This is a genomic window from Dyadobacter arcticus (assembly GCF_011762185.1).
Taxonomy (GTDB): Bacteria; Bacteroidota; Bacteroidia; order Cytophagales; family Spirosomataceae; genus Dyadobacter; species Dyadobacter arcticus.
On the sequence record NZ_JAASQJ010000007.1, the window covers coordinates 120,162 to 145,799 of the forward strand.

The following is a 25,638-nucleotide window of genomic DNA, read 5'->3' on the forward strand; positions in this document are numbered from 1 at the left end:
ATTTCTAAATAATAAAATCTCGCCGCTATATTGTCCCGCTTAGTTAATTTTCCCTACTTACTGACTTTATTGCAAATAAAGCCAATCATAATCCCATTATGTCAAAATACATTGCCGCTATTGATCAGGGAACTACAAGCACCCGTTGCATTCTTTTCAATCATCAGGGAAACATCGTGTCTGTCGGACAAAAAGAGCACGAACAGATTTACCCGCAACCGGGCTGGGTTGAACATAATCCGACGGAAATCTGGAAAAATACGCTTGAAGTTATCGCTATTGCGCGGATCAATGCATCTGCTACTGCTGCGGACATAGCGGCAATTGGCATTACCAATCAGAGGGAAACAACGGTTGTTTGGAACAAACGGACCGGAAAACCCTATTACAATGCATTGGTTTGGCAAGATACCAGGACAACCGATCTGGTTGCCAAATACGAAAAAGAAGGCGGGCTCAACCAGTTCCGCGAAATTACAGGCCTTCCCGTTTCCACTTATTTCAGCGGTCTTAAATTGAAATGGCTTCTCGAAAATGTAGAAGGTATCCGTGAAGATGCTGAAAAAGGCGAAGCGCTTTTCGGCAATATCGACACATTCCTGATATGGCACCTCACAGGTGGCGCGCATGGAGATGGCGGCATCCACGTAACCGATGTGACTAATGCAAGCCGCACGCAGCTGATGAACCTGAAAACATTGCAATGGGACCAGGCAATGCTCACCGCATACAACATTCCGGAAAAAATGCTGCCCGCAATCAAAAGCAGCAGTGAAATCTACGGACATGTAAACAACGAAATACTTCCTGGTGTACCTGTTGCAGGCGACCTGGGCGACCAGCACGCGGCATTGGTAGGACAAACCTGCTACGAGCCTGGTATGGCGAAAAATACATATGGTACGGGTTGCTTTCTGGTCATGAATACAGGAAATGAGCTCAAAACTTCCGAGAATGGAATGTTGACCACAATCTCCTACAAATTTGGAAATGAGCCTGTTAAGTATGCATTAGAAGGAAGTGTAGCTGTAACTGGCGCATTAGTGCAATGGGTTAGGGACAATCTTGGCCTGATCCAGAACAGCAGCGATATTGAAAGTCTGGCTAAAACAGTCGAGGATAATGGCGGCGCCTACTTCGTTCCGGCTTTTTCAGGACTTTATGCACCTTATTGGCGCAATGATGCCCGCGGCGTGATTGCAGGCTTAACCCGTTACGTTAACAAAGGTCACATTGCCAGGGCAGTATTGGAAGCAACTGCGTATCAAACCGTTGACGTCGTCCGCGCCATGGAACAGGACTCGGGTATTGAACTCGCTTCGCTGAGGGTCGATGGTGGTATGGTTTCCAACCAATTGCTGATGCAATTCCAATCAGATATCCTAAATACGCAGGTAGTAGCACCCGCTGTTGCTGAAACCACGGCATTAGGAGCGGCCTACGCAGCGGGGCTCGCAGTAGGTTATTGGCAGAACACAGACGAACTCAAAAAGAACTGGGCAATCGCACATACCTGGAACCCCAATATGGAAGAAGAACGCCGTTCCAGATTGTACAAAGGCTGGAAAAAGGCGGTTACCAAGTCTTATGAGTGGGTTGACTGAGGAGGTCAGGGGTGGTTCGGGATTGGTCGAAGTGGTTCGGGTTTGTAATTGTTGGTCAGGGATGGTCATTTATTGTTTCATGATCTTGAAAAATCATCTGCTACTGAATGCCTTAACCAAAATAATGCGTCACACTCCCCAACCAAAAGTGACAATGAATGACAACCCATGACCATAAATGACAACATATAAACCCCCGAACCATTTCGAACAACCCCGAACCATACCGAACAATCCCGAACCATTTCGAACACCCCCCGGCCCCTCGTTTCACTTATAATGCATATAAACTACCCGCTCCCTTGCGCTGTCTGGCGTTTAGGCGTAACTTCGAGGCGCGAAAATCAAATTAGAGTAGCCTTATGCATACCCTGCGTCTGAAAAAGCCCCTCGCTTTTTTTGATCTTGAAACGACCGGAGTCAACATTGTGCGCGACCGGATTGTTGAGATTTCGGTTGTCAAGGCTTTGGTGAATGGAGAGACTGAAATTCGCACCCGGAGGATTAATCCAGAAATGCCTATTCCACTGGAAAGCAGCCTGATACACGGCATTTACGACGAGGATATCAAGGATGCAGCCACTTTCAAAGGTATCGCCCGCAACCTTGCCACTTTCCTCGAAGGCTGCGATCTCGCAGGTTTCAACAGCAATCGTTTTGACATTCCCATGCTCGTCGAAGAATTTCTTCGCGTCGGCGTCGAATTCGACATTAAAAACCGGCGTATGGTAGATGCGCAGCGTATTTTCCATATGATGGAGCCGCGTAACCTCGCAGCCGCCTACAAATTTTATTGCGGTAAAACCCTGCTCAATGCACACAGCGCCGAAGCTGATACCATTGCAACATTCGAAGTTTTGCAAGGTCAAATCGCTCGCTACGAGGGAGTTATCGTTGTCGACAGTCATGGAAAAGAATCGGAACCCATCAAAAATGATATGGCAGTCCTGCACGAATTAACCGCCTCCAAACTCATTGACTTCGCGGGCAGGATGGTCTATAATGATAAAGGTGAAGAGGTTTTCAATTTTGGAAAACATAATGGTAAAAAAGTGGCGGATATCTTAAAGAATGAACCTTCATTCTTCGACTGGATGATGAAAGGCGAGTTCCCGCTGGACACCAAAAGAAAGTTGACGGAGATTAAATTAAGGGGATTAACCCAACGCTGACATAATCCTTTTTCAACTGGTTTGAGTAAGTGGTATTTATGTCTATTTTTGCCGGAAATCTATTTTTGACTATTTTAACCGAATATCCAATAAGGTAAATCTGCTATGATTCCAAATCCCAATTTGCCAGAGGTCCACATTCCATCGGTTATTCAGAACATCCCTCTTCAAAGCTATTTAATTCTCAGCACCTTACTTTTTGTGATTGGTATCATTGGTGTTCTAACCCGCAGAAACGCCATTATCATTTTCATGTCTGTGGAATTAATGCTTAATGCTGCGAATTTGCTGCTTATCGCTTTTTCATCTTACAGGTCAGATCCTTCCGGACAAGTTTTCGTATTCTTTATAATGGCCGTTGCAGCCGCGGAAGTGGCTGTCGGTCTGGCGATTATTGTAATGATATACCGGAATACCAGAAATACAGACGTCGGTTTTCTCAACAAGTTGAAATGGTAAACTGACTTGCCTTATTAAAGTTTAAATTGAATATGTCTGCATCCCTACTCATACTGATTCCGCTATTACCCCTGCTTGGTTTTCTGATCAACGGACTCGGATTTACCCATATACCGAAAGGCGCTGTCGGAATCATCGGAACACTGACCGTTATGGCAAGTTTCGTACTCTCTGTCATGGCTTTTAATGCATTTCTTGCGGCAGGAAGTCAGCCCATGATCGTTCCGTTGTTTGATTGGATCACAGTTGGCGAATTGAACATTCCTTTTTCGTTTCAGATAGATCAGCTTTCGCTGCTCATGTTGATGATCATTACCGGAGTTGGCTCGTTGATCCATATTTACTCCATTGGCTACATGCATCACGATTCAGGTTTTGGTAAGTTTTTTGCTTATCTGAACCTCTTTTTGTTTTTCATGTTATTGCTCGTTTTGGGCTCCAATTATGTGATCATGTTTATAGGTTGGGAAGGAGTTGGTTTGTGCTCTTACCTGCTTATCGGTTTTTGGAATAAGAATACCAATTACAACGATGCTGCCCGTAAAGCATTTATAATGAACCGCGTGGGTGATCTGGGCTTTCTGCTTGGGATTTTTACCATCATCACCACATTCGGGTCGGTCGAGTATTCAGAGGTTTTTAGCAAGGCAGCCAGCTTTCAGGTTGGCGATCCCGTGATCATCACCATTACCTTATTTTTGTTCATTGGAGCAATGGGTAAGTCGGCCCAGATTCCACTATATACCTGGTTACCCGATGCGATGGCTGGTCCTACACCCGTTTCGGCATTAATCCACGCGGCGACGATGGTGACTGCGGGCATTTATATGGTGATCCGCTCCAATGTGTTGTATTCCCTGGCGCCTTCCACATTGGAAATTGTCGGTATCATTGGCGGGGCCACTGCACTTTTTGCCGCTTCAATTGGTATTTTACAAAACGACATTAAAAAGGTACTTGCCTATTCCACCGTAAGTCAGCTGGGTTATATGTTCATGGGTTTGGGCGCAATGGCATATTCGGCCTCGATGTTCCATGTAATTACCCACGCTTTTTTCAAAGCATTACTTTTTCTTGGCGCAGGGAGTGTCATTCACGCTATGTCCAATGAGCAGGATATTCGTTCGATGGGCGGTTTGAGGAAAAAACTACCAATAACCTTTATCACATTCTTCATCGCAACCTGGGCTATTGCCGGTTTGCCACCTTTCTCCGGGTTCTTCTCAAAGGATGAAATACTTGCAAATGTCTTTGAGCACAACAAGGTACTTTGGGTAATAGGGATTTTAGGTTCGTTAATGACCTCTTTTTACATGTTCCGTCTGCTTTTCCTGACCTTTTTTGGAAAATTCCGCGGCACGCATGAGCAAGAGCATCACTTGCATGAGTCGCCTGCCTCCATGACTATTCCGCTAATTATCCTCGCGGTACTTTCAGCCGTTGGCGGTTTTATTGGTGTTCCCGAAGCATTGCACGGCACACATTATCTCGCCGAATTCATGAGTCCATTGTATGATGCAGCGAGGCAGGCTAACCCACTCGCATTCGAAGCAACAACCTTATCACATTCCGAAGAATATCTCTTAATGGGCGTTTCCGTGGCAGTTGCGGCTGTTTCAGGCATCGTTGCTTATGTTATGTATGTTCAAAAAGCATCTGTTCCTGCGCCAGACACTACTGAGAAAAGCGCATTGCAGAAATTGGTTTATAACAAATACTATGTAGACGAGCTTTACGACGCCGTATTTGTAAAACCTGTTAAGACATTATCCAACATCCTGTACAGTTTCGGGGAATTTTTCATTGACCTTTTTGTAAATGCATTCGTAAGATTAACAAGCTTCCTGGCGGGCCAGTTGAGGAAAACCCAATCCGGGTCAACCGGCGACTACGTCTTCGCAATGGTTTTAGGCATTGTCGCATTATTATTCTGGAAGCTTTTACTCTGATATATACATCCGTTCACCATTCTATTGCTGACCGTTGACTTGAAAATATGCTTACTCTTCTTTTAATTCTTTTACCGATTGCAGCAGGTATCGCCACCTTTTTATCCGGTGAGCGACTGGCCAAACAAGTTGCATTGATCGGCGGCCTGGCTTCTCTTGGAGTTGCCATTGCCACCTGGCTGCAATTTGATCCGGCAGCGGGAAGTCAGTTTGGTTTCAAATATGCATGGTTAGCGTCGGGAGGTATTTCATTTGCAGCAGGAATTGACGGCATTAGTCTGGTATTGGTTTTATTGACCACCTTTCTTACGCCCCTGATTATCCTTTCCGCATTCAAGCACGACTATAAAGGGACAGCATCATTCTATTCACTGATCCTTTTTATGGAAGCTGCCTTAATAGGCGTTTTCACAGCAACAGACGCATTTTTATTCTATCTTTTCTTCGAAGCAGCATTAATTCCCGTTTATTTCCTAGCAGCCATCTGGGGCGGTGAAAACCGTTTGAAAGTAACGTTCAAGTTCTTCATTTATACCATATTTGGTAGTTTGTTCATGATGGTCGCGCTGGTTTATTTGTATTATCAAACACCCGGCGCACATACTTCCGAGATAACCGCATTCTATCAGCTTCAACTTAGCCCACAAGTACAAGGCTTTATCTTCTGGGCATTCTTTGTTGCTTTTTCTATCAAAATGCCATTATTCCCTTTCCATACCTGGCAGCCAGATACTTACACCGAATCGCCAACACCAGCTACTATGCTGTTGTCAGGTATCATGCTGAAAATGGGGGTTTACGGATTAATAAGGCTTCTGCTTCCGATTGTTCCAGCCGGAATGCAAACCTGGGGCACATTGGCGATGGTTTTGTCGGTAATTGGGATCATTTATGGCTCCATCATCGCCATTCAGCAAAGCGATATGAAACGTCTAATCGCGTATTCTTCGTTTGCGCACGTTGGGTTGATGGCAGCTGGTGTTTTTTCTTCTTCGGTCAATGGATTGCAAGGGGCATTAATCCAAATGCTGGCACACGGTATCAATGTGATCGGTTTGTTTTTCATCATTGATATCATTTATAGCCGCACAAAAACGCGGTATCTGGATCAATTGGGAGGTATCACGCAAAGTACGCCGCATCTGAGCGTGTATTTTATGGTATTGCTGCTTGGAAGCGTGGCGCTTCCGCTGACCAACGGTTTTGTAGGCGAATTCCTGCTTTTATCCAGTGTATTCCAATATGATGGCTGGCTGGGCGCGGTGGCTGGGCTTACCATCATTCTCGGCTCAGTATATATGCTCAGAATGTTCCAGAAATCAATGTTCGGGCCAAGATCCAAATGGGTGGAAGACTTTCAGGACATTACTGCAAGCGAACGGGCTGTACTCCTTCCATTGGTCATTATGGTTTTCTGGATTGGCATTTACCCAAACACATTTTTGAAATTAACCGAACCTGCTGTAAGTCAACTTTTACAACTGGTAAATAACTAAGACCCTATGTATCCCATTATATTATTGTCGTTTTTTGGAATCGTAACGCTCTTTCTGGGCTTTTCGAAATCAAAGAACATTTTGCTTCCAGCGACCCTTTTATTCCTGATCATTGCATTGGTGAGCAATTTTCTGGAATGGAACCAGGGACCTGTGCTATATTTCTACGACATGTTCCGGGTTGATAATGTCACCCTTTCCTTTAATGCAATCATTCTGCTTTCCGCTTTTATGATCGTAGCCATTTCAGGAGGTTTCCAGGATAATCCCGATGCTGAACCTGCCGAATATTATGGATTAATGCTTTTTTCGTTGGTAGGCGCCATCATGATGGTCGGTTTCGAGCATCTGATCATGCTTTTTATTGGGGTTGAAATCCTGTCTGTCGCCATGTATGTCCTGACTGGAAGCAACAAACGCAATTTGCGTTCCAATGAAGCGGCTTTGAAATACTTTCTGATGGGCGCGTTTGCGACAGGATTTATGTTGTTTGGAATAACATTACTTTATGGCGCAACCGGGTCATTTAACCTTACTCAGATCCAAGGATTTTCATCCAATATTCCGGCGGGAACCCAATCATATCTTCTTTACGCCGGCTTATTGTTGTTGCTGATCGGGATGCTATTTAAAGTATCGGCAGCTCCCTTCCACTTCTGGACACCCGATGTTTACGAAGGCGCACCGACCATTTTCACGACTTTCATGTCGACAATTGTAAAAACAGCTGGGTTTGCAGCATTATATCGGTTACTAAGCCATTCTTTTACAGGAATTTATGGTTTCTGGTGGATTGTCATCGCGGTAATTGCGGTACTTACCTTGCTCGTTGGAAACATCGGGGCAACCAGTCAGAACAGCTTTAAAAGAATGCTCGCCTACTCGGGTATATCTCACGCCGGTTACCTGCTTATCGCGCTTACTTCGCTTACCAAGCCTTCCGAAAACGCCATCATTTTCTATTCTCTGGCTTATTCATTATCCACCATTGCCGCATTTGGCGTATTAATGTTGGTTTCAAAAGAGAAAACCTTTGAAGGACAACCCAATGAGCGTTACGAAGCATTCAACGGACTTTCCAAACAAAATCCATTGCTTGCATTCATATTAGCTGTTTCCATGTTGTCGCTTGCGGGTATACCATTGACAGCAGGTTTCTGGGGTAAATTTTTCATTTTTACGAGTGCGGCAGAAAGAGGAATTATTTGGATTACTGTCATCGCAGTACTTATGTCGACCGTCGGTATATACTATTATTTCAGGGTCATTATTTCTTCTTATCTAAAAGACGGCGACCTCATGCAAATCCGCGTTGCCCCTTTTTACAAAGTCATATTAGTCCTCGCTACCTTCCTCACCATTCTTTTTGGTCTTGCACCAGGGATTTTTGAGAAATTAATGTAAGTACTTTATAATTTTTACTCTCTTCCTGTTACTTCCTATCTCACACCCCGTATTAGATATATCTATCCGATATATCTAACTATGCGATCCCAAACTAATCCCCTTTTCTCTCATAAGAATTTCAAATGCAATCCGGAAGATTTACTTAATCGCGAGCCGATTGTCCTGGATCCAAAAAACATTGCGGGCGCAGTATTTCACAGCATTGTGCTCATTACGGGCGCAGCAGGGTCCATAGGAAGTGAGCTGGCTTTGCAAATAAGTGGGTATGCCCCGAAAGTGCTCATCCTCATTGACCAGTCGGAAACATTGCTGAATGATCTGGATATGCTGCTCAGGCAGAGATTTCAAAACTTGGAGCTTCATTCTTATGTGGCGAATGTTACCGACGTTTCGCGGATGTCCGAAATATTCTCGCATTCCCAAGTACAGATTGTTTTTCATGCGGCCGCTTATAAGCACGTCCCTGTCATGGAAAAGCATCCGTACGAAGCCATTAAAACCAATGTACTCGGAACGGGTATTTTAGCCGACCTGGCTATTACATTTCAAGTCCGGAAATTTGTTTTTATTTCTACCGACAAAGCGATCAGGCCATCGAGTGTCATGGGCGCTACGAAACGGCTGGCCGAGATTTATCTGCAATCCCTTTGCCAGGATTATCATTCATCCACGCAATTTGTAATCACCAGGTTCGGCAATGTACTCGGCTCGAATGGCTCATTTCTACGCACTTTTGAAAGACAAATCCAGGAAGGCGGACCCATAACCCTTACCCATCCCGACGTGCAGCGGTATGTAATGACTGTTTCCGAAGCTTGCCAGCTTGTACTGGAAGCCAGTGCCATGAGTAAAAGCCATGAAATCCTTTTCTTTGACATGGGCGGGCCTTTGCGCATTGCTGACATTGCCCGGCGAATGATTGAGCTTGCGGGCCTTCGTCCGGACGTTGACATACGGATCGAGTATATGGGTATGCGTCCGGGAGAGAAACTGCATGAAGATCTGATTGAAGATACGATGCAATGCAAAAGTCACCATCCAAAAATAAGAAGCATACCCTTCGATGTGAACTTAGATGTCTGCGTTAAGAAAAGTATGTCTTTGGTCCTTAAAGCATTGGATTCCGGCCGACCTGAGCAAATGGTGGCAGCATTAAAAATGGCTGTTCCAGAATACATCAGCGCCAATTCCGTTTTCGAAAAGTTGGATGTTGCCCGGCTCGCAAATACGTGAACTCCTTTTTATTTGGTAGTCAAAAGACCATTGGTTCGCATCCAAAGCAGGCATCTGCCATACCATTCCTGGAAGGAGGGCTCTTTCAAATATCCGTGCTCTCCTTTGGAATAGATATGCAAATCAGAAGGAATTTTCTGCGCATTTAAAGCTTCGTAAAACTGAATGCTATTTGAGACAGGGACAACCGTATCGTCTCCTGCATGCGTCAGAAAGGCTGGTGGGGTGGATGACGTTACCTGTAGTTCGTTTGAAAAGTATTTCACTTTTTCCTGTGTTGGCGAAGAACCCAGCAGGTTCGCCGAAGAGCCCTTATGACCTTCTTTACCCTGAAAAGTGATCACCGGATAAACCAGGATCATAAAATTGGGGCGAAGACTTATTTTTCCTGGATTTTCAACAAAGCTGCTGTCGTAATGCGTTCCGGCAGTGGCAGCCAGATGTCCGCCAGCCGAAAATCCCATAATCCCGATCTTTTCAGGATCAATTTTCCACTCAACCGATTTTTCCCTTAATGTCTTGATCGCCTGTTGGGCATCCTGTAACGGGCCTAAGGACTTATCTTTCATAATCCTATCGCTTGGCAGCCGATATTTAAGCACAAATGCAGCAATACCCATTTTGTTCAATTCCTTCGCTACCTGATAACCCTCACGGTCGATCACCAAAGCGCCGTAACCACCGCCAGGGCAAACGATAACCGAAGTGCCGTTGGCGATATCAGCGGGCGGGAGGAATACGGTTAATGTTGGTTTTGAAACATTTCTAACCACATTATCCTTATTGGTTTCCTGGTCATCAGCTTCCAGCGAATTGGGAATTTGATTAGGGTATAAAGGCATTTCCGTTTGTGCGCCAGCGCTGAGCGAAATATTCAGGAAAACCAGCAGCTTCATAAATTCAAGTTTTCTTCGTGTAACGTATATACCGGTTATCGCCATGAGGATCTTTCCTTTTAATGTTTTTCTAATCTGTTTAAAAGCATTTTCTAACTAAATTTCGGTTACAAAGCGCATATCGGAGTAAGTCACCCAGTTGAATTATTTACCTTTTGCAGCATCCCGCCGAATCTGGCAGCCGGTGAAATGGAATTGTATCTTTCCGTGCTAATCGATTATTTCTTTTATTAATAATATAATATTTACAAGAAAATTAAATCTGCTTTGTTACTTTACATCGGATTTGAATAAAAAAAACCATTAGTTTTGCGTGATACCCAAAACATGCATTACTTTCTCTGATTGGTTATGATGGTTTATTGAACCCTTTTATCTCTTTGTGACTTCCTTATCTATATAATCCCACAATAAAGAATGAAATATCCCATACATACAGAGGACAGGTTTCAATTTATAGATGAAGGAAAAGGCGAAACACTACTGCTTTTGCATGGCCTTTTTGGCGCATTGAGTAACTGGGATGGGATCATTGATCATTTTTCAGATCGCTATCGGGTAATTATCCCGCTGCTTCCAATCTACGAATTGCCCCCCCGTGAAGCTGGATTGGATGCATTACTCCTGTTCCTTGAAGACTTTGTTGCTTTCAAAAACCTGACAAATGTGATTGCTATTGGTAATTCGCTTGGCGGGCATATTGGTCTGCTTTACACACTTAAAAATCAGGATAACGTTCACAAACTGGTACTTACGGGAAGCTCTGGTCTATTTGAGAATTCAATGGGAGGTTCTTTTCCGAAACGTGGAAGCTATGACTACATCAGAGAGCGTGTTGCATACACATTTTATGATCCGAAGGTAGCAACCAAAGACCTTATTGATGAAGTATTTGAAACCACATCAAGCATTCCCAAGTGCATGAGTATTGTGGGCATCGCCAAATCAGCGCAGCGACATAATCTAGCCAAAAACCTTCACGAGATCACCGTTCCGACACTTTTGGTTTGGGGACTGAATGATACCATTACTCCCCCACACGTTGGCTATGAATTTAACCGTTTAATAGTCAATTCGGAGTTGTATTTCATCGATAAATGTTGCCATGCACCCATGATGGAACGACCTCACGAATTCAATGTTATACTGGAAAGCTTTCTGGAAAAACATGTTTCAGTACCAGTGGCCTAACGCCCGTTAACTGAAATTTCTTTTGGCCTGAAAGTTGACACATATATAGTTTTTTTATAGCTTAGACAAAAGACGTTCTTAATTTATGCTTGCTGCTTCCCTTATTAATCCCATGATTCCCCTTCTCAAACCGAGTGACTCGGTGAGCACGGCGTTGGACTGGATGGAGGAATATGGTGTTAAACAGCTTGTAGTTGCTGATTTAGGAGTGTATCAAGGTATTGTTTCAGAAGATATTTTATTTGATATAGTTGATAATTCCGAACTGCTGGCCAGGATCATTATCCAGCATAAAGACATTTTCGCGGCAGAGGATCAGCATCCTTATGAGTTATTACGGCTTGTCAATCAGTTTGGCCTAAAAATAATTCCTGTTTTACACGATGACCACAGTTTTGCCGGAAGCATACTTTCTAACGACCTTGTTGAGCATTTTGTAAATGAGCTGGGCGTTCAGGAAAAAGGCGCGGTAATTGTATTGAAAGTCTCCGAGCGCAGTTACTCCCTTTCCGAAATCAGCCGCCTGATCGAATCCAATGGCACCCGCATCCTAAGCAGCTATTATTCTTCCGGAGAAATTTACAATCCTACCAATGAGGCCCGGCTCACTTTAAAGTTAAACCGGACACACATAACCCCAATCATCGCTACGCTCGAGCGTTTCGGTTATGAGATTGAAGAAGCACATGCCAATGATCCTATTGAAAGTGTGGATCAGGAGCGGCTTGACATGCTTTTGAGATACCTTGCCACTTAGTTTCCTACCTTTTCGCAAATACGCTGCGGCTTTTGAATCGGCATATTTGTCACGTATCTTTCGGACGAAACCATCTGTTTTTTATTTTCCTCGATGAAAATAGCAATTCATGGACGCAACTTTAATGAGTCCGCCCGCCCGTTTATTGAAAACATGTTCAATGAGCTGCATAGCAGGAAGATTGAAGTTCAGCTTTCCAGGCCATTTCGCACCTTTCTGGATCAAACCGGCATCTCGCATTTCTCCGATCTGGTTTATGAAGTCCCCGAAGAATTGTTCGATGCACGCCTGGTCGTAAGCATGGGTGGTGACGGTACCTTACTTGAAACGGTCTCGCATGTTGGAAGAAGGCAGATTCCCGTGATTGGGATTAACGTTGGCCGGCTTGGGTTCCTCGCGACAGTTTCACCTGACCGTATTGCTGACATGATTGCAGCATTGGAAACCAGCCAATTCCGCATTGACGAAAGGACGCTCGTCTCCATCGAATCTAACATTGATTTGTTTGAGGGATTGAATTTCGGACTAAATGATTTCACGATCACCAAAACGGATACTTCTTCAATGATCACAGTTCACACCTATCTCAATCAGGAATTTCTTAATTCTTATTGGGCCGACGGACTGATCATTTCTACCCCTACGGGTTCAACTGGTTACTCATTAAGCTGCGGTGGCCCGGTGCTCGTTCCACATTCTCAAAATTTCATCATTACCCCCATCAGTCCGCATAACCTGAATGTTAGGCCACTTGTTTTGGAAGATACAGCCGTGATCAGACTTGAAGTCAAAAGCCGAAGCAATAATTTTCTGGTTTCCCTGGACGCTCGTTCCAGGGTAGTAGATGAAAACACGCAGCTGACCGTCAGAAAAGCTGATTTTACAGCGAGGTTGATCAAAATGAAAGATGATAGCTTTTTAAATACATTAAGAAGCAAGCTGTCGTGGGGCCTGGATATGCGTAACTGACATTTGAATAAGATTTAAATTACATAACCCCTTCCATGAAACTTACTTACCACACTTTTGATCTTCGTCTCAGACATACCTTCACTATTGCTCACGACTCGCGTGACATTCAGCCCACACTCATTGTTGAACTAAGCGACGAAGATTTTCAAGGTTTTGGCGAAGCAACTTCCAATCCCTACTACGGTATCACGATCGATAATATGATCCAGTCGCTGGACGCCGTCCGGGACATTGTGGAAAATGTAAAATACGGTTCAGCGGAGGAGCTTTGGGGCCAAGTACATCCTTTTCTGGAATCCAATTCTTTTGCCCAATGCGCACTTGACGAAGCCGCGCAGGATTTTTTTGCCAAGAAGAAAGGGCAGAAGCTTTATCAAAGCTGGGGGCTTTCAACTGACAAAAACCCGCTAACCAACTTTACAATCGGCATTGATACCGTTGAGAAAATGGTATCTAAAATGAAAGAACTTCCCTGGCCAATTTATAAAATCAAGCTAGGGACGGACGATGACCTTCGCATCGTTCAGGAATTGCGCAAAAATACAAAAGCAATTTTCAGGGTTGATGCCAATTGTGCGTGGACAGCCGATCAAACCATTGACCTGGCACCCAAGTTGAAAAACCTGGGCGTGGAATTCATCGAACAACCTTTACCAGCTAATGATATCGACGGTATGCGAAGAGTATTCGCTGAAAGCGTCCTTCCCGTTATCGCCGACGAAAGCTGTATTGTCGAAGAAGATGTTAAAAAATGTCATGGTCTTTTCCATGGCGTCAATGTGAAGCTCACCAAATGCGGTGGCCCCACAGCTGCCAAACGCATGATCGCCGAGGCTAAAACATTGGGAATGAAGACAATGATCGGGTGTATGACGGAGACTAGCGTTGGAATTTCAGCCATCGCACATCTGCTACCCTTACTGGATTACGTCGATATGGACGGCTCTTTGCTGATCAGCAACGATCCCGCTACCGGTGTTACCTTCGATTACGGAAAAGTAATTTACCCGAATGCAAATGGCAGCGGGGCTTTTCTTAAATCCTAACCTCAGGTGAATATTTTCCTAACCCAACAACTTCCCGGCCGAACGGTCCATACTGGAAACGGGGATGAATATCTCTGGTTTAGCGGGACGGATTATTTGGGAATGGGCAATAACGATGATTTTCGCAGGCTTCTCAATGAAGGTGTGGCACGTTATGGGACCCACTTTGGAAGTTCGAGAAACAACAGCCTCCGTCTTGAAATTTATGAGGAAGCTGAATCTCTGTTTGCTTCTATTGCTAATGTGTCGTCAGCATTATTGGTTTCTTCTGGAATGTGGGCAGGGCAACTGGTAATGAAGGAAATTCAGAAGATTATTGGGCAAGCTTTCAATGATAGCAAATTTCAATATCATTATGCTCCGGGCGTCCATCCCGCCATCTGGGGCGATAACTATCAACCTGTTAGAGGAACCTGGGTGGATTGGGCATTAGAAACCATAAAGTCTGTCAATGAAAGTTCCGATGCCCGGGCACATATCATTTGCTCTGATGCCGTTGGGTCGCCCTGGGTACAGCAGTTCGACTTTTCTCTTTTTTATGAAATTGAAAACCACCGCAATGTCTGGTTTATCATTGATGAATCTCATAGCCTTGGGCTGTTGGGAAATAGTGGACATGGGATTGGTGAATATTTCCCCGCGGCTGTCAAAGCAAAAACAGTTTTTGTCTCGTCACTAAACAAAGCATTGGGGATTCCCGCGGGGCTAATCTGGGGGGATAGTCCAATAACAAATCAAATTCTGAAATCACCATGGTTTGCTGGCGCTTCACCTCCTGCACCCGCATATGTGTATGCCTTCAATAAGTTATTGCAAGACTGTGTTTATGAAAAGGAATTGCAAAAATTAAGAAACAATCTGAATTACTTCTCCACACAATTTCCACAAGCAGATCATTTTCAAACTATCAAGAATTACCCCGTTTTTTGCAGCCAGGATTTCGACTTGTTTGATCATCTGCTGAAAAACATGATCATGACCTCTTGCTTTTCCTACCCCGCACCTACCGACCCAGCAGTTACCCGCTTTGCAATCAGCTCGATCCATCAAAAAGAAGACCTCAACCAATTGGCCGAGGTCTTTATGAAGTTCTTTTAATTACAAATCACCCGTTCCTCGTGCCAATGAGGTTTCCTCAGCTAACTTTTCCCTTTCTACCCTAGCAGAAACGAGGATGCTGACTTCATAAAGCAAGAATAACGGAATTGCGACCAAAACCTGGCTGTAAATGTCAGGCGACGGTGTAATGATAGCGGCAACGATCAGAATCACGATCATCGAATGCTTGCGATACTCGCGCATGAATGCAGGCGTAAGCACTCCCACTTTCGAAAGCACATATACGACAATCGGAAGCTGAAAAGCAACTCCGCAAGCCAGTGTAAGCGTTGCTACGAGCGAAATGTATGATGCAATACTGAATTCATTGATAATAGACGGATCCAGCGTAAAATTTGCTAAAAAGTTGATTGCCAGTGGCGTAACGATGTAGTAACCGAAAAGAACACCCGAAAAGAAAAGAAACGTCACATAAAACACTGCACCTCTTGCTGATTTACGTTCAGCTGGCTTTAGGCCAGGCCTGATAAAACGCCATATTTCCCAAAAAGCATAAGGGAATGCAAATACCAATCCGGCTATGATGGAGGACGTCATACTCATCGTAAACTGATCGCCCATCCCTATGGCCTGTAATTTAAAGTTAAGCGCCTTAATACATAACTCTTTGTAATTCACCATATCAGCCAACCTGCATAACATTTTATATGTCCAGAAATCGGGCTGCGATGGAGCTATGATTACGTAATGGTATATTTCTTCGATGTATGTAAAAGCAATGATAGCAAACACGAGAATTGAGCCGCCTGCACGAATAACGTGCCATCTTAATTCTTCAAGATGCCCGATAAACGACATCTCTTTACCTTCCACTTCTCCTTCTTGGTCTTCCAATTCCTGATCTAAGGGCATATGAGTAAAGTATTACTAAAAATTCTATCTACGTGAAAATGCAAAAACAGGATCATTACCTGATTGCGAAAACCGAAATTACTCAAAAAACCCGTCGAACTTGTCCGGCGGGTTTTTTTATTAAATGGCAATGATAAGTTCAGTCCATTACAAAAGGATAATCACTTTCCGCGTACACATCAGTGTAGGCTTCTTTTGCATCCGGAAATTCCGATTCTTCCGCAAATTGTACGGAAGCTGCTACGATATCCTTGATTTTTTTGTCAATATTTTCCAGATCCTCTTCGGTTGCCAGATTATTAGTCAGGATAACTGAACGTATCTGCTCAATTGGGTCTCTGTGCTTATACTCCTCCACTTCATCCTTCGAACGATATTTCTGTGGATCCGACATCGAATGTCCGCGGTAGCGATACGTGCGGAATTCAAGGAAAGTAGGACCTTCTCCTTTTCTTGCCCTTTCGGCAGCTCTTGAAACGGCTTCATGGATCGCCTCTACGCTCATACCATCCACTGGTTCGGACGGAATATCGTATGCTTCGCCAAGTGTATATAACTCGGTAACATTAGAGGAGCGCGCTACGGAGGTACCCATGGCGTAACCATTGTTTTCTACTACAAAAATAACCGGCAGCTTCCAGCTCATTGCCATATTTAATGCTTCGTGGAAAGCACCTTGACGGATAGCGCCATCGCCGAAATAGCAAATGCAGAGATTATCTGTTTTGTTATATTTCTCAGCAAATGCAATTCCAGCACCCAAAGGAATCTGAGCGCCCACGATCCCGTGACCACCCACAAAGCCTTTCTCTTTGTCGAAAATGTGCATCGAACCACCCTTACCTTTTGTAGTACCTGTTTTTTTACCGTAAAGCTCCGCCATGACTGCGTCCGGCGAAGTGCCTAAAGCCAATGGGATACCGTGGTCACGGTAAGCTGTGATGTATTTATCGCCTTGTTTCAGCGCAGTAACCGCACCTGAGGAACATGCTTCCTGACCAATGTAAAGGTGACAGAAACCTCGGATCTTTTGCTGGCCATAAAGCTGGCCGGCTTTTTCCTCAAAACGACGTTGCAAAAGCATATTCTCAAACCAGAACAAATAGCGGTCTGTGGTATGCTGTAATTTCTTTGGTGCTGAAGATTTCTTTTTTTCAGTAACGGTGGCCATGTATTTGGTTCTCGTTTATAAAGACAGAACTTTGTCTTAAAGTTAGTGGTTGGAACAGAGTCTGTTTTTTTGCCGTACTCACGCAATGATTTGCGAAAATAAGCATAAACTAAATAACAAAGAAGTTCATGTGGCTAGAAAAGCTCCACCTTACCTACTTTAAAAGTTATGAGGAGAAAGCCTTTACATTCGGTGAACATGTGAATTGTCTGGTCGGGGAAAACGGCAGCGGGAAAACCAATTTACTCGACGCTATTTATTTCCTTACCCTGACCAAAAGTGCCTTCCACAACCAGGACGCCCTTGGTATCCGTCACGCAAACGACTTTTTTGTCATTGACGGGGTTTTCAAAGATCCAGGTCGAAACACACAGATTACATGCAGTTTCCAACGTGGTCAGCGTAAGATATTTATGGCTGATAAAAAACCCTATGACCGGCTCAGCGAACATATCGGATTGTTTCCATTGGTGTTAATTGCTCCCAATGATACCGATCTGATCCGGGATGGAAGTGAGGAGCGCCGACGTTTTTTTGATGGCGTACTAGCGCAGGCAACACCGGGTTATCTGAATGATTTTCTGCATTTCAATAAAATACTGAACCAGAGAAACGGGTTGCTCAAACTTTTTGCCGAACGCAATTATCTGGATGAAGACCTGCTGGAAACCTACAATGAGCCTTTGATTATTTTATCGCAAAGAATCTACGGTCACCGGGTTTCTTTTATGAACCGATACGTCCCGCTATTTTATAAATACTACGATTTTCTGAGCAGCGGACATGAGGAGGTAGATGTGATTTACGAAAGTGAAGTGTCCAGCGAAGATTTTCCATCCGAATTCAGAAGGAACAGAAGCCGGGACTTGTATGCCCAGCGAACTGGCAAAGGCGTCCACAAAGACGAATATACTTTTGAAATCAATGGGGTTACCTTAAAAAAATTCGGCTCGCAAGGACAGCAGAAGTCTTTTCTGATTGCCTTGAAACTGGCGCAGTTCGAGCTGTTGAAGGAAGAAAAAGAAAAAACTCCTATCCTGCTCCTGGATGACATTTTCGACAAACTTGACGATCGCCGGATCAGCAAACTCATTGAGCTAATCGATACTGGTTTTTTGGGCCAGGTCTTCATCACCGACGCCCGGCCCGAACGCTCTCAGAAAATACTGGAACGGGTGAAAGCTGATGTGAGGTTTTTTGAGATTGAGAAAGTATTGAGCTGAAAAAAGCCAGGCTGCGATTACCTGGCTTTCTGTACGCGTGTTCTAAACAAATTTCGAATTTATCTCCTTGGCGTCGGCTACAAATTGTTTTACTTTTTGCTCCTCTTCTTTTTTACAAATAAGCAAAACCCCATCATATTCTGCGACAATGTATCCGTCCAGGCCACTGACTACTGTTAATTTATCCTTCGGGGTTTTTATAATCGAATTCGTAGTGTTGTAAAGCAACAGATTCCCATCGACGACGTTCAAGTTTGAATCCTTTTCGGAAACTTCATAAAGCGATTTCCAGGTTCCGAGATCCGACCAGCCAAAGCTGCTGAGTACCACGTGCACATTACCGGCCTTTTCCATGATTGCATTATCAATAGAAATGCTGCCGCAATGCTGATAGGCGCGCTGGATGAAGGCATCCTCTGTTTCTACATAATAATGTGGTTCTCCACCCTCAAATATTTCGGCAATGTCGGGTTGGAACTGGGCAAGTGCCTTTTTAAATGCATTGATATTCCAGACAAAAATTCCTGCATTCCAGACAAAATCCCCGCTGTCCAGAAATTGCAATGCTAATTCCAGGTGCGGCTTTTCCGTAAATGATTTGACCTTTTTTACCGTCAGCTTATCAGGAACATATTGAATGTAACCATATCCCGTATCGGGCCGGGTTGGCTGGATTCCAAGTGTGATGAGAATATCCTCATTGCGTGTAGCTCCCAGCGCAACCCTAATCGTGTCTTTAAATACTTCTTCTTTGAGAATAATATGATCCGCTGGTGCTACTACCACATTCGCATTGGAATTTTTCGAAGCAATTTTATAGCAGGCGTACGCAATACAGGGCGCGGTGTTCCTCCTGTTTGGTTCCAACAAAATCTGATCATCAACCAGGGCGGGCAGTTGTTCCTTCACAAGTTCCTTGTACTCCTGACTTGTTACAATATAAATATTTTCAATCGGGCAAACCCCTTCAAATCTGTCAACCGTCTGCTGCAAAAGTGTTCTTCCTGTGCCCAGAACATCATGAAACTGTTTTGGAAAATCGGTCCGGCTGAAAGGCCAAAATCTAGTGCCGACACCGCCAGCCATGATAATTACATATGTATCCTGCATTGTAGAAGGTAATTTTCTTTAATATTTAACAAAAACTGCCCAAAACTACTGATAAAGCTTCACTATGGTAAGCGATGATAATCAAAAAGGTGCATAAATTTAGCTTAGGGCATTTTTTACTATTAATCATACAAATGGTCATAATTGCTTACAAATTGAATTAGATGAAATGATATTTTCAGGAGCCAGAGGCCGGGCACACTTTTTTTACAATTTCAAGAAAAAATTGCATCTAAACTCTACCTCAAAACGTAAATTCTCTTAAGTTACTTAACGCATCCATTCGTTACGAACATGAAAAGTTACTCTGCGATCCTAAATCTACCGTTATTCTTATGCCTGATGGGTAGTGCTGCATTTGCGCAAATCGATCTCCAAGGCAAAATAACAGAGTCTGTTACGCGTGAACCGCTGGCCGGCGTAAGTATCCAGGTGAAAGGAAAAGTGGTTGGTACAATCACAGACTCCAAGGGACAGTTTAGTCTAAGTACAATTGCAAATCCACCATTTACAATCGTTGTTTCTTCTGTCGGTTTCCAAACCCAGGAAATTGAGGTTGAAGGCGGTATGTCTGCATTGGACATCAGCCTGATTGAACAGGCGGTTCTGGGCAGAGAAATCGTAGTTTCCGCCTCACGGGTTGAAGAAAGTGTTCTGAAATCGCCGGTAGCCATTGAGAAAATGGACATTCGTGATATCAGGAATTCCCCTTCCGCCAATTTTTACGACGCCTTAATCAATTTGAAAGGCATTGATATGACCACACAGGGATTTTTGTTCAAATCCGTCAATATGAGAGGGTTTGGTGCCACAGGAAATCCACGAACCGTCCAGATGATCGACGGAATGGATAACCAGGCACCCGGACTTAATTTCCCGCTGGACAACATTATCGGAATGTCCGAGCTTGATGTCGAAAGCGTGGAGGTACTTCCTGGCGCGGCGTCAGCATTGTATGGACCCAATGCAATCAATGGCCTGATCCTGATGAATAGCAAAAGCCCGTTCTTATATCAGGGATTGAGTGCAAGTTTAAAAAGTGGCGTTCTGCACGAATCGAACCGCGCTACCGCGACAACGCCGTTTGTCGACGCTACGATCAGGTATGCAAAGGCATTTAATAACAAATTTGCGTTTAAAGCGAACCTTTCGTATATCAGTGCGAAGGATTGGGAGGCAACCAATTATACAAACCTGAATGTGGGAGGAACAGCAGATCCCAACCGCGGACCCGGAACAGATCTCGACTATGATGGGGTCAATGTTTACGGAGATGAGGTTCAAACTAACATCAATGCGGTTGCACAGACCCTCGCCACCAATGGTTTGATCCCGCAGCAGGCCGTTTCGCTTGTTCCCAACTCTTTTGTCAGCCGCACCGGCTATAAGGAAAAAGACCTCGTCGATTACAATACCAAGAGTTTCAAGGCTGGCGGCGCTTTGCATTACCGGATCAATGAAAAAATTGAAGCCATCGCGCAGGTCAACTATGGCTTCGGAACCACAGTTTACACCGGAACAGGCCGTTATTCGCTGCGCAATTTCAGTCTGGTGCAAGCCAAACTTGAATTGCGAAGCGACAACTTTACGGTAAGGGCTTATACCACGCAGGAAAAATCGGGCAAAACGTACCTGGCCGGATTGGCCGCTGTCTCTATGTTAAATGATTTCAAAACGCATGCTACCTGGTTTGGACAATATACCGGCGCTTTTGCAACCGCACGCGCCTCTGGCCTGGGTGAAGCTGAGGCCCACCTTTTGGCAAGGCAAACTGCAGACAAAGACATGCCAATGCCCGGTAGTGCCACATATGACCAACTTCTTGATAAATACCGCAATATGCCGATTGTGGATGGTGGCGGCGGTTTTGCTGACAAAACCAATCTTTATCATGTAGAAGGTTTTTACAATTTTAAAAATCAAATCACATTTATCGAGTTGCTTGCAGGCGCCAATTATCGTCAGTACAGGCTCAGGTCCAACGGAACATTGTTTGCCGACAATAAGGAAGGCAGAAACGGCACGATTCCGATTAACGAATTTGGTGCTTTTGTGCAGGCTGGAAAAAGCATTTTAGCAAATCACCTGAAACTGACCGGGTCTATTCGATACGATAAAAATGAGAATTTTGATGGCCAATTCACGCCCAGAATCTCGGCTGTAACATCATTTGGAGAACATAACATCCGTCTATCTTATCAAACCGGATTCCGAATTCCTACTACGCAAAACCAATATATTGACCTAAAAACCCCATCAGGAACATTGGTGGGAGGATTACCAGAATTTGATGCACGCTACAATCTGGCAAGCGGGATTCTCCGCCAGAACTTATCCGAAGAAGCAATCCTGCAAGTCATCAACAGCGACCCGACCATTATTCAGAAAGCGACCGCTTATGCACAGGCTGCGGTAACCCAGCAGGCTACAACCGCGATCACGCAGGCGGTTACCGCGCAAGTTACCTCAGGTGTCAACCAGGCTGTCGCTGCTGGACAAATCCCAAATGTACCCGCTGCAATCCAGGCAGCCATTAGTGCTGGCGTAAGTCAGGCGTTGCCCGGCGTACTGGCAGCCCAGCTTCCCGGAATTCTTGCGGCGCAGGTCCCCGGACTTGTTCCTAATCTGGCCAAGGCTTATGCGCTGGAAAAGTTGCCGAAATACAAGCCTACTAAACTCAAACCCGAACGCATTGCTTCCTATGAAATTGGCTATAAGGGTATTATAGCCAAAAAGCTTTTTGTTGACGCATACTATTATGTGAGTAAATACAAAGATTTCATTGGGGGAACTGTTATTGTCGTTCCAACAGCAGCTGCTGCGCCCGGCCTTCCTATTGAATCAGGGATTGGAGTTGGTAACTTCAATGGCTTTGCCAGAACAGTGAATACCAATGAGACCATTACAACCAGGGGATTTGGTATCGGGTTAAATTATGCATTACCAAAAGGTTTTAATATGGGTGGAAATGTTTCCAATAACGTGATCGTTGATTTCAAGCCATCGCCAGAAGTTCAGTACTCGCAATTCAATACACCCAAATACCGATACAACCTCAATTTTGGAAGGCGGATCACCAGCAGCAATGTAGTGGGATTCAATGTTGTTTTCCGCCATCAGCAATCATTTTTGTGGGAGTCCAGTTTCATCGTTCCCACATCCACTGATGTTCCTATTTTCTCAAACACAACCGTTCCGGCTGTGAGTACACTTGATGCGCAGGTGAGCCTGAAAGTGCCGTCTATCAAATCGATTATCAAACTGGGGGGCACGAATTTGATTGGAAAATCGTACATACAGTCTTATGCAAGTCCAAATATTGGCTCGACCTATTATGTGTCCATTACATTTGATGAATTGCTGAACTAAAAACTACTTTTCTCCAAAAGCAAGGTCGCCCGCATCGCCCAGGCCGGGCACAATGTAGTATTGCTCATTCAGTTTCTGATCGATAGCGCCCAGCCATAACCGGCATTGTGGTATCCTTTTTTGTAAAAATCCCACTCCTTCCGGGCTGGCGATAACAGAAGCAATATGTGTTTGGGACGGGATCCCAAAGCGTAACAAGGCATGGTAAACCTTTTCCATCGACCGGCCGGTAGCCAGCATTGGATCAATGAGAATCAAGATCTTGCCGGTTAGGTCCGGGCTTGTGATATAATCCATTTCGACTGTAAATTCCTCTTCATCGTTGATATGATGGCCACGATAGGCTCCGATAAATGCATTATCTGCTTTATCAAACATATTAAGGAAACCTTCATGCATTGGTAACCCTGCCCTTAGAATGGTAGCGAGGACGACGGGTTGTAGTAGAGATCGTGAAGGAGCCAGACCCAAGGGCGTTTCTACTTTTTCTGTTTTGAAGGTTAATGTTTTTGAAAGTTCGTAGGCTAATAACTCCCCAATTCGCTCCATATTCCGGCGAAATCTCATCCGGTCTTTCTGAAAATTTACGTCGCGTAACTCTGCGAGATAATGGTCCGCTATGGAAGGTTTTTGGGAAAGTAAAAACATGGAAGTGACAGTTTTTTAGCCTACTTCATGCAAGATAATACAAATTCATTGACGTAATTTGGAAGAGTTATTCGAAAAATTATCTGCAAAAGCGCTGTTTGTGTGAATAGTAAATTCTTTTTGCCTATGTACAAAGGAAATATCCGGTGTCTCAACATATTGCTTCTAGCCGTGATATCTCTGTCGTATGCACATGCACAAAGTTCATTTATCCCCTTCAACGACGATTACTATCATTTGATCGACCGCCTCGAAATCAAGCGGGGCAAGTTCACCGAAGGTTTCCATTCCAATGTAAAACCATTTGAGAGAAAGGCAGTTGTAGCACTCACGGATTCGATATTGAAAGAAGGTACAGTAAACTTGACCAATCGGGATTGGGAAATTATAGATTACCTGCGGGAAGATAGCTGGGAATGGACCAATGGTATGATTTCTACGGATTCTGCCCAATACAATAAGCTGGCTCGTTTGGGCTGGTTCAAATCCAATCCACCGGGAATAAGAAGGCGATTCTGGGAACATCCGGCAGATTTATACAGCATTCACAATAAAGATTTTGACCTTCATTTCAACTTTGTTACTACCAATTTCATTGGAAAGGACAACAGCAATGATACAGCTCGTTTCGACAACTTGTGGTCTACGGGCCGTGGAGTCGAAATCAGGGGTATGATCAATAATAAATTTGGCTTTTATACCTATGTAGCTGACAATCAGGGAAGGTTTCCCAGATATGTCACTAAGTTCAGGCACGAGTTTAGTTTTCCCGGTGAAGGCCTGGCGAAGTATAGCCTCCGCAATCGCAGCGTCGATTTTCTTACAGCTCGCGGATACATCACTTTTCGTCCTTTGAAAAGTGTGAATGTGAAATTCGGGCATGATTACAATGTTTTTGGAAGTGGCTACCGTTCGCTTATCCTATCCGACAACAGCAGCCCCTATCTTTTCCTGAGAATTGATACGCAGCTGGGACGGTTTCGATACACCAATCTTTGGACCAGCATGATTAATGCCGGTAAGGATTCTTTCGCTGAATTTTTAAGGAGGAAAAAGTTTGCCGCCATTCACCATTTGAGCGTCAACATTACCGATAACATCAATTTTGGCATTTTTGAGGCGGAAGTGTTTAACCGTGATTCGGTCGGTGGAGGATATGACCTCAACTATCTAAACCCAATCATTTTTTACAGATATGTAGAATCTTACATTGGCAGCCAGGACAATGCGTTGCTTGGTTTCGATTTTCGGTGGCTTTTAGGAAAACAAGCATCCATTTATGGCCAATTTGTGCTGGATGAGTTTCTTACCAAATTCCTTTTCAATGGAAGCGGATCCTGGACCAATAAATACAGCCTGCAGTTGGGTGGAAAATATGTGGATGCTTTCGGGGTTCCTAATCTGGATTTGCAGGCCGAATACAATATGGTAAGGCCATATACTTACTCGCATAAAGACGGCGGACGGAATTACATGCATTACGGGCAGTCGCTGGCACATCCGCTTGGCGCTAATTTCAGGGAATATCTGGCTATTATTAGATACAAGCTCAATTCTCGGTTGTCTGTTTATGGTACAGTCATGAAAGCGAACCAGGGAAAAGATCCAAATCCTTTGACCAGACCTTATATGAACTTTGGGGGAGATATTTCGAAGAGTTACGATGAAAGAAGTGTTAACCGCGACGGAGATCTAAACCAAAAAATCGGCCAGGGAATCAAAGCTTCCACGTTGTTTACGGACCTGCGCCTCTCTTACTCACTTGCGCACAACCTGTTTTTGGACGGGCGCTATCAGATCCGCAAAATCACTTCTGAGGACATGATTGTGGCGACGAATTCAAATGTTTTTACATTCGCAATACGCTACAACATGGCATACCGCCAGCAGACCTTCTGACAGCAGACCTTCTGAAAGCAGACCTTCTGACAGCAGACCTTCTGACAGCAGACCTTCTGACAGCG

Annotated in this window: 20 protein-coding genes; 15 read left to right on the top strand and 5 right to left on the bottom strand. The window is 44.3% G+C overall.

The features are described 5' to 3' along the window. Nucleotides 1–98 precede the first annotated feature (98 nt). From glpK to FHS68_RS25425, 7 genes are all read left to right on the top strand, one after another. Nucleotides 99–1,604, top strand: a complete 1,506-nt coding sequence (gene glpK, locus FHS68_RS25395) for a glycerol kinase GlpK (protein WP_167276817.1) — start codon at nucleotides 99–101, stop codon at nucleotides 1,602–1,604. 362 nt (nucleotides 1,605–1,966) lie between these two features. After that, nucleotides 1,967–2,776: a 3'-5' exonuclease gene (locus FHS68_RS25400; RefSeq protein ID WP_167276820.1), complete on the top strand. Its 810-nt coding sequence runs from the start codon at nucleotides 1,967–1,969 to the stop codon at nucleotides 2,774–2,776. A 105-nt stretch (nucleotides 2,777–2,881) separates the two neighbouring features. Next, nucleotides 2,882–3,235 carry an NADH-quinone oxidoreductase subunit NuoK gene (nuoK, locus tag FHS68_RS25405; RefSeq protein ID WP_167276823.1) on the top strand — a complete coding sequence of 118 codons (354 nt, stop codon included), beginning with the start codon at nucleotides 2,882–2,884 and terminating at the stop codon, nucleotides 3,233–3,235. A 32-nt stretch (nucleotides 3,236–3,267) separates the two neighbouring features. Next, complete coding sequence (gene nuoL / locus FHS68_RS25410; RefSeq protein WP_167276826.1) at nucleotides 3,268–5,184, top strand: NADH-quinone oxidoreductase subunit L; 1,917 nt, start codon at nucleotides 3,268–3,270, stop codon at nucleotides 5,182–5,184. A 47-nt stretch (nucleotides 5,185–5,231) separates the two neighbouring features. Then, a complete protein-coding gene (locus FHS68_RS25415) occupies nucleotides 5,232–6,680 on the top strand; it encodes a complex I subunit 4 family protein (protein ID WP_167276828.1) in 1,449 nt (482 codons plus the stop codon). Between the two features lie 6 nt (nucleotides 6,681–6,686). Further along, nucleotides 6,687–8,084 (top strand): NADH-quinone oxidoreductase subunit N, encoded by a 1,398-nt coding sequence (locus FHS68_RS25420; RefSeq protein WP_167276831.1) that lies wholly within the window; start codon nucleotides 6,687–6,689, stop codon nucleotides 8,082–8,084. Between the two features lie 81 nt (nucleotides 8,085–8,165). Next, on the top strand, nucleotides 8,166–9,320 hold the full coding sequence (locus tag FHS68_RS25425; protein WP_167276834.1) for a polysaccharide biosynthesis protein: 1,155 nt from the start codon (nucleotides 8,166–8,168) through the stop codon (nucleotides 9,318–9,320). Nucleotides 9,321–9,328: 8 nt separating this feature from the next. On the opposite strand, the gene FHS68_RS25430 is transcribed toward FHS68_RS25425, so the two are convergent. Continuing rightward, nucleotides 9,329–10,216 (bottom strand): alpha/beta hydrolase, encoded by an 888-nt coding sequence (locus FHS68_RS25430; protein ID WP_167276837.1) that lies wholly within the window; start codon nucleotides 10,214–10,216, stop codon nucleotides 9,329–9,331. 417 nt (nucleotides 10,217–10,633) lie between these two features. Between FHS68_RS25430 and FHS68_RS25435 the strand changes: the two genes are divergently transcribed. The 5 genes from FHS68_RS25435 (at nucleotide 10,634) to FHS68_RS25455 (ending at nucleotide 15,280) form a co-directional block, all read left to right on the top strand. Further along, the gene (locus FHS68_RS25435) at nucleotides 10,634–11,407 is read left to right on the top strand and encodes an alpha/beta fold hydrolase (protein ID WP_167276840.1); all 774 of its coding nucleotides are present in this window, start codon (nucleotides 10,634–10,636) and stop codon (nucleotides 11,405–11,407) included. Nucleotides 11,408–11,492: 85 nt separating this feature from the next. Beyond that, nucleotides 11,493–12,164, top strand: coding sequence for a CBS domain-containing protein (locus FHS68_RS25440; protein WP_167276843.1), 672 nt, complete (start codon nucleotides 11,493–11,495; stop codon nucleotides 12,162–12,164). A gap of 93 nt (nucleotides 12,165–12,257) precedes the next feature. Continuing rightward, complete coding sequence (locus tag FHS68_RS25445) at nucleotides 12,258–13,133, top strand: NAD kinase (RefSeq protein WP_167276846.1); 876 nt, start codon at nucleotides 12,258–12,260, stop codon at nucleotides 13,131–13,133. A 35-nt stretch (nucleotides 13,134–13,168) separates the two neighbouring features. Continuing rightward, on the top strand, nucleotides 13,169–14,182 hold the full coding sequence (locus FHS68_RS25450) for a dipeptide epimerase (RefSeq protein WP_167276849.1): 1,014 nt from the start codon (nucleotides 13,169–13,171) through the stop codon (nucleotides 14,180–14,182). A gap of 6 nt (nucleotides 14,183–14,188) precedes the next feature. Further along, nucleotides 14,189–15,280, top strand: a complete 1,092-nt coding sequence (locus tag FHS68_RS25455; protein ID WP_167276852.1) for a pyridoxal phosphate-dependent aminotransferase family protein — start codon at nucleotides 14,189–14,191, stop codon at nucleotides 15,278–15,280. On the opposite strand, the gene tatC is transcribed toward FHS68_RS25455, so the two are convergent. Together tatC and pdhA are read right to left on the bottom strand one after the other, a co-directional pair. Beyond that, a complete protein-coding gene (gene tatC / locus FHS68_RS25460; RefSeq protein ID WP_167276855.1) occupies nucleotides 15,281–16,153 on the bottom strand; it encodes a twin-arginine translocase subunit TatC in 873 nt (290 codons plus the stop codon). A 139-nt stretch (nucleotides 16,154–16,292) separates the two neighbouring features. Next, nucleotides 16,293–17,324 (bottom strand): pyruvate dehydrogenase (acetyl-transferring) E1 component subunit alpha, encoded by a 1,032-nt coding sequence (pdhA, locus tag FHS68_RS25465; protein ID WP_167276857.1) that lies wholly within the window; start codon nucleotides 17,322–17,324, stop codon nucleotides 16,293–16,295. 128 nt (nucleotides 17,325–17,452) lie between these two features. Between pdhA and recF the strand changes: the two genes are divergently transcribed. Further along, a complete protein-coding gene (gene recF, locus FHS68_RS25470; RefSeq protein WP_167276860.1) occupies nucleotides 17,453–18,547 on the top strand; it encodes a DNA replication/repair protein RecF in 1,095 nt (364 codons plus the stop codon). 42 nt (nucleotides 18,548–18,589) lie between these two features. Here recF and FHS68_RS25475 read toward each other — a convergent pair whose 3' ends face one another. Then, a complete protein-coding gene (locus tag FHS68_RS25475) occupies nucleotides 18,590–19,657 on the bottom strand; it encodes a mannose-1-phosphate guanylyltransferase (RefSeq protein ID WP_167276862.1) in 1,068 nt (355 codons plus the stop codon). 294 nt (nucleotides 19,658–19,951) lie between these two features. Between FHS68_RS25475 and FHS68_RS25480 the strand changes: the two genes are divergently transcribed. After that, nucleotides 19,952–23,026 carry a carboxypeptidase-like regulatory domain-containing protein gene (locus FHS68_RS25480; RefSeq protein ID WP_167276865.1) on the top strand — a complete coding sequence of 1,025 codons (3,075 nt, stop codon included), beginning with the start codon at nucleotides 19,952–19,954 and terminating at the stop codon, nucleotides 23,024–23,026. Nucleotides 23,027–23,029: 3 nt separating this feature from the next. Here the strand turns inward: FHS68_RS25480 and upp are convergent, their stop codons facing one another. Next, nucleotides 23,030–23,674 carry a uracil phosphoribosyltransferase gene (gene upp / locus FHS68_RS25485; RefSeq protein ID WP_167276868.1) on the bottom strand — a complete coding sequence of 215 codons (645 nt, stop codon included), beginning with the start codon at nucleotides 23,672–23,674 and terminating at the stop codon, nucleotides 23,030–23,032. Nucleotides 23,675–23,800: 126 nt separating this feature from the next. Here upp and FHS68_RS25490 point away from each other — a divergent pair, with 126 nt between their 5' ends. Continuing rightward, nucleotides 23,801–25,573 carry a capsule assembly Wzi family protein gene (locus FHS68_RS25490; protein WP_167276870.1) on the top strand — a complete coding sequence of 591 codons (1,773 nt, stop codon included), beginning with the start codon at nucleotides 23,801–23,803 and terminating at the stop codon, nucleotides 25,571–25,573. Nucleotides 25,574–25,638 lie beyond the last annotated feature (65 nt).